Below are 5769 nucleotides of genomic sequence, written 5' to 3'. Positions count from 1 at the left end.
TCGCCTTCCATGGTCATGCGATCGGAGAAGGTGCCCGAATCGCCTTCGTCGGCATTGCAGACGACGTATTTCTGGTCGGCCTGCGTCTCGAGCACGGTCCGCCACTTGATGCCGGTCGGAAACGCAGCACCGCCGCGCCCGCGCAGCCCGGACTCGATGACGGTGGCGACCGCATCGCCCGGCGCCATGGCAACGACGCTCTTCAGGCCGCGCCAGCCGCCGCCCGCTTCATAGTCGGCGGGGGAAAGCGGATCGATGATGCCGATGCGGGCGAAACAGAAGCGCTCCTGCCGCGCCAGGAAGGGGTGCGCTTCGACCTTGCCGATGGCGCGCGGATGGGGCTTGCCCGACAGGAAACCGCCGTCGAACAGGGACACGACATCGCTGGGCGCGACCGGTCCGTAGCCCAGGCGTCCCGCCGGTGTTTCGACCTCCACCAGCGGCTCCAGCCACATCATGCCGCGCGAGCCGTTGCGGATCACGACCACGTCTACGCCGCGCCGCTTCGCCTCGGTGCTAATGGCCTGGGCGACGGCATCCGCACCGACCGCAAGCGCGCTGGAGTCGCAGGGAACGAATACCTTCACGCCCATTGCGCGTCCTCCAGCGAGGCGAGCAGCGCTTCGAGCCGTTCCGCCGTCATGCGTCCCTGCGGCACGCCATCGAGCAATACCGCAGGCGAACAGGCGCAATGACCGAGACAGTACACCGGTTCGAGGGTGAGGTTTCCGTCCGCCGTGGTCTCGTGGAAGTCGATGCCCAGGCGTTCGCGTGCCTGCGCGGCGAGCGCGTCGCCGCCCATGCTCTGACAGGCTTCCGCGCGGCACATGTGCAGCACGTGACGTCCCGCGGGGTGCGCGCGAAAGTGGTGGTAGAACGAGACGACGCCGTGCACTTCGGCACGCGACAGGTTGAGCGCGCTGGCGATCCTCGGCACAGCGGCGGGCGGCACATGGCCGATCTCGTCCTGGATCGCGTGGAGCAGCGGCAGCAGCCCGCCCGGCACGTCCTTGAAGCGCGCCACCGCCTCTTCCACGGAGCGCGACGCCAGTGAATCCATTCCCCTCCTCCTTTCCCTTATGCAGTTCAGACCCGGCAATTACCCATATGCTGGCCCGTGCATATAATATGTTGAACTCCCCGCCGAGAAAGGACGTTAGCAACTCGGGAGATTGGATTCAATATGCGGAAAAGTGCCTATGAAGCGTCTGAGCATCAAGTCGACCTGGGTTGTTGAGAGCGAAGACGGACAGCGGCTGGGACCGGAACTCTTCGCCCTTTTGAACGCGATCCACGAGGCCGGCAAGTTGTCCGGTGCGATCGAGCGGGTCGGGCTTTCGTACCGCCACGCATGGAACCTGGTCGAAGGCTGGCACGCCTTCTTCGGGGCGCCGCTGGTGAACTTCGAGCGCGGCAAGGGCGCCCTCCTCACGCCGCTCGGCGAAAGGCTGCTCTGGGCGGAACAGCGCGTCAGCGCACGGCTCGGCCCGCAGCTCGATTCGGTGGCGTCCGAACTCAATCTCGAGATCAACCGCCTGCTCGACACCGCGGCGTCCACCATCCGCATCCACGCGGCGCACGGCTTCGCCGTCGCGCGCATCCCTGAACTCCTCAAGGAGCAGGATCGCCTTCAGGTCGACTTGCGCTACGTCGGGAGCGTCGAAGCGCTGCTCTCCCTGGAGAAGGGCAATTGCGATCTCGCCGGCCTGCACGTGCCGGAGGGCGAATTCGCCCGCCCTGCGCTCGCCAAGTACACCCGTTGGCTGCGGCCGCGCAAGCAGCGCGTCATCCACTTGGTCACGCGGACGCTGGGGTTGTTCGTGGCGAGCGGCAACCCGAAGGGCATTGAGGGTGTGCAGGACCTGGCGCGCGCCGATGTCGTCTTCATCAACCGCCAGAAGAACTCCGGCACGCGACTCCTCTTCGACCAGGTGCTGGCCGCGGCGAACATCGACGCCCGCACCATCCGCGGATACCGCACGGAGGAGTTCACGCACTCGGCCGTCGCCGCCTACGTCGCGAGCGGCGCCGCAGATGCCGGATTCGGCGTGGAGCCGGCAGCGCGGCAGTTCCGCCTGGACTTCATCCCGCTCACGCGGGAGCGTTACCTCTTCATCTGCAGCCAGGCAGCGACCGAGAGGCCGGATGTCGTCGCGCTCCTCGAGCATCTCAAGAGCGAGCGCTTCCGCCGCATGGTGGCGGAGCTTCCCGGCTACTCCACGCCGCAGATCGGCGAGGTCGTGCGCCTCGAAGAAGCCATGCCGGAACTGCTCGACCGCCGCAGCAGAGTCGATCGTGCCGCCTGAATGCCTGAACCCGCACTGCGGCGTTACGATCTATCACAAGACCCTGCTATAATTTTCGGTTTTTCCTGATCCGGCAGCCTCCCATGTCCCGCGCCCTCCGCAACATCGCGATCATCGCCCACGTCGACCACGGCAAGACGACTCTCGTCGATCAACTGCTGCGCCAGTCCGGCACCTTCGCCGCGCACGAGCACATCGCCGAGCGCGTCATGGATTCGAACGATCTCGAGCGCGAACGCGGCATCACGATCCTCGCCAAGAACTGCGCCATCCAGTATCAGGGCACGCATATCAACATCGTCGATACGCCCGGTCACGCCGACTTCGGCGGCGAGGTGGAACGCGTGCTGTCGATGGTCGACAGTGTGCTGCTGCTGGTCGATGCCGTCGAAGGCCCCATGCCGCAAACGCGCTTCGTCACGCGCAAGGCGCTCGCGCTGGGCCTGAAACCGATCGTCGTGGTGAACAAGATCGATCGGCCGGGGGCGCGCCCCGACTGGGTCGTCAACCATACGTTCGACCTCTTCGACAAACTCGGCGCGAGCGAAGACCAGCTGGATTTCCCGGTCGTGTACGCGTCCGCCCTGCAGGGTTACGCGATGCTCGACGCGGCCCGGCCCGGGCGGGACATGCGGCCGCTCTTCGAGGCGATCCTCGCGCACGTTCCCGAACCGAAGGTCGATGCCGCCGCACCGCTGCAACTGCAGATCTGCTCGCTCGACTACTCCAGCTATCTGGGGCGAATCGGCATCGGCCGCATCACCCGCGGACGTGTGGCAAGCGGCCAGGAGGTCGCCGTCATGTGCGGCGAGGAAGCACGCGGCAAGGCCAAGGTCGGCCAGTTGATGGTGTTCGAGGGGCTCCAGCGCGTCGTCACGGGTGCGGCGGAAGCGGGCGACATCGTGCTGGTCACCGGTATCGACGCCATCGGCATCGGCGTCACCCTCTGCGACGCGGCGGCGCCGGTGTCGCTGCCGCCGATTGCCGTCGACGAGCCCACGCTCACCATGAACTTCCAGGTGAATACTTCACCCTTCGCGGGTCGCGACGGCAAGTACGTCACCAGCCGCAATCTGCGCGAACGCCTGCAGCGCGAGCTCATGAGCAATGTGGCGCTGCGCGTGCAGGATACCGCCGATGCCGATGTCTTCCTCGTGTCTGGTCGTGGCGAACTGCATCTCACCATCCTGCTCGAGAACATGCGCCGTGAAGGGTACGAGCTCGCGGTGTCGCGGCCGCGCGTGGTGATCCGCGAGATCGAAGGCGAGAAGCGGGAGCCGTATGAACTCCTGACGGTCGACGTCGAGGACGCGCACCAGGGCGCCGTCATGGAAGAGCTCGGTCGCCGTCGCGGCGAGCTGCAGGACATGCAGCCCGATGGCAAGGGCCGCGTGCGTCTCGACTACCGCATTCCGGCACGCGGCCTGATAGGCTTTCAGGGCGAGTTTCTCACGCTCACCCGCGGCACCGGCATCGCGAGCCACGTGTTCGATGACTACGGTCCGCTCGCGGGCGAGATCGGCGAGCGCCGCAACGGCGTGCTCGTCTCGGCCGAACAAGGCGAGGCGGTCGCCTATGCGCTGTGGAAGCTGCAGGAGCGGGGCCGCATGTTCGTAAGCCCCGGCGATCCGCTCTACGAGGGCATGGTCATCGGCATTCACTCACGCGACTCGGATCTCGTGGTGAACCCGATCAAGACCAAGCAGCTCACCAACATACGCGCCTCCGGCTCGGACGAGGCCGTGCGGCTTACGCCGCCGATCCAGCTCACGCTGGAATCGGCGATCGAGTTCATCGCCGACGACGAGCTGGTCGAGGTCACGCCGAAATCGATTCGCGTGCGCAAGCGCCATCTGCAGGAGCACGAGCGCAAACGCGCGGCGCGGGCGGCGGAGAACCTGAGCCCCGCCGCGTAGGCCGTGCCCGGCTGACGCGGGCGTGCTGGCAGCGTGTCGCTGCCCGACGCCTCAGCGCAGCTTGGGATTCAGCGAACCGCGATTGTAGTCCGGGTCGCCTGGGCAGATGCGGCGGCCGACACCGAAGAGCCCCCCCTGGCAATAGCGGTCATCCGGGCGCGCCGCCGCATTTGCCGTCCCGCTCGCAGAGGGTGCGTAGCCGGCCGCCGCCGGCCGATCTGCGGGCGCTCCCTGAGCGCCCTCGACAGCGCCGAACTCCCAGCGACCATCGGCGTGGAGAATCACCTTGCGCCCGTCATCGGTGGTTGCCTGTAGCGGAGGTTCGGTCGCTGCACCCGCACCGGTGATCACCAGCAGCGCGGCCAGCGCCGCGAATGCACGCAGCTCAATCATCATTGCATCGTTCCTTCGATCCTGGAGTGAGGGAGCACAAGAGTCGGTTGCGGGGCGGCATTCCAGCAACGCAGCATTCTTCCATGTGGAATGCCGCGCGCACCGCAAAAAAAAACCGGCTCGCAGGACGGAGCCGGTCTGGAAGGACAGGAGAATCTGGTGGACCGGCGAGGCGCCGAAGAGATGTCACTACAGCCAGCGCGAAGCGTGATCTTTCCCCCGCGACATCCCGCGATCCTCCTCGCCGATCGCGGGCCTGTTACTGCAATCGACGTACCACTCGCGCAAGCACCCGGATCGCCCTGGTCAAGCCGCTGATAATTGCATCTAAACATGGCCTTGCAGACTTTAAGGGAGACAGGCAGCAGGCACCACGACTGGGCATTCCCGCCGAGAATTCCCCCCGATCGCCCAGCGTTCGCCATCGCGTGATCGAGCCCCGACATCAATTGTGCAGCTTGCCGCGCGGTGGCGAGTAGCACGCCAATGCCGCCGCAAGGCGCTCGCGCACCGCCCGCCGCAACGGCGCGGGACCGAGAACTTCGACTTCGGGTCCGTAGCGCAGTATGTCCATCACCAGTTCGCGATCATCGCTGTAGGGGACTTCCAGCACATACGATCCGTCGGCCTCGAAGCGGCCGCGTTGACGCGGGTGCCATTCCTCCGTGGCGACCCAGCGTGCGCGTTCCGGCGTGAAGCGCAGCCGCCCCCAGCGCACCCGGTGACCGGAAAAGATTCCGTAACCGGAACCGAGCACACGGTTGAGCGTGCTCTCGGGAACGTCGCGCGCCTTCTGGTCGAGAACTTCTGCATGGCGGATGGCGTCGACCGCAAAGCTTCGCAGATCTTCGCGACAGTGGCACCACGCGTCGAGATACCAGTTGTCCCGGTAATGCACCAGGCGCTGCGGCGACACTTCGCGCTCGGTGATCTCATCGCGGGCACGCACGTAGTAATTCAGACTGAGGCGCTTGCGGCGCAACAGCGCAGACCCCACCACCGCGAAATCTGCACGTCCGAACCGCCGTGCCGCCATGCCGAGGATGCGCACGCGCCTTTGCACTTCCTCGGCGGAATGATCGGCGCTGCCCAGCAGCATACGCAGACGCACGGCGATCGGTTCCAACTGCGGCGCGAGAATTCCCGGCTCGATG

At 66.2% G+C, this 5769-nt stretch carries 6 protein-coding genes; 2 read left to right on the top strand and 4 right to left on the bottom strand.

Annotation, left to right across the window (positions count from 1 at the left end):
• The coding region (locus JNK68_05555) for a formate dehydrogenase (GenBank protein MBL8539821.1) at positions 1–593 on the bottom strand (593 nt) is incomplete at its 3' end.
• On the bottom strand, positions 584–1060 hold the full coding sequence (locus JNK68_05550; GenBank protein MBL8539820.1) for a formate dehydrogenase subunit gamma: 477 nt from the start codon (positions 1058–1060) through the stop codon (positions 584–586). The genes JNK68_05550 and JNK68_05555, both read right to left, overlap by 10 nt.
• A gap of 139 nt (positions 1061–1199) precedes the next feature.
• Between JNK68_05550 and JNK68_05545 the strand changes: the two genes are divergently transcribed.
• Together JNK68_05545 and typA are read left to right on the top strand one after the other, a co-directional pair.
• On the top strand, positions 1200–2306 hold the full coding sequence (locus tag JNK68_05545) for a helix-turn-helix transcriptional regulator (GenBank protein MBL8539819.1): 1107 nt from the start codon (positions 1200–1202) through the stop codon (positions 2304–2306).
• Positions 2307–2389: 83 nt separating this feature from the next.
• The gene (gene typA / locus JNK68_05540; GenBank protein ID MBL8539818.1) at positions 2390–4222 is read left to right on the top strand and encodes a translational GTPase TypA; all 1833 of its coding nucleotides are present in this window, start codon (positions 2390–2392) and stop codon (positions 4220–4222) included.
• Between the two features lie 51 nt (positions 4223–4273).
• Here typA and JNK68_05535 read toward each other — a convergent pair whose 3' ends face one another.
• Positions 4274–4615, bottom strand: coding sequence for a hypothetical protein (locus JNK68_05535; protein MBL8539817.1), 342 nt, complete (start codon positions 4613–4615; stop codon positions 4274–4276).
• Positions 4616–5060: 445 nt separating this feature from the next.
• The coding region (locus JNK68_05530) for a WYL domain-containing protein (protein MBL8539816.1) at positions 5061–5769 on the bottom strand (709 nt) is incomplete at its 5' end.

It is taken from the genome of Betaproteobacteria bacterium (genome assembly GCA_016791345.1).
Classification (GTDB): Bacteria; Pseudomonadota; Gammaproteobacteria; order Burkholderiales; family JAEUMW01; genus JAEUMW01.
The sequence above is the reverse complement of the archived record's forward strand: the minus strand, read 5'-3'. Positions and strand labels throughout refer to the sequence as shown.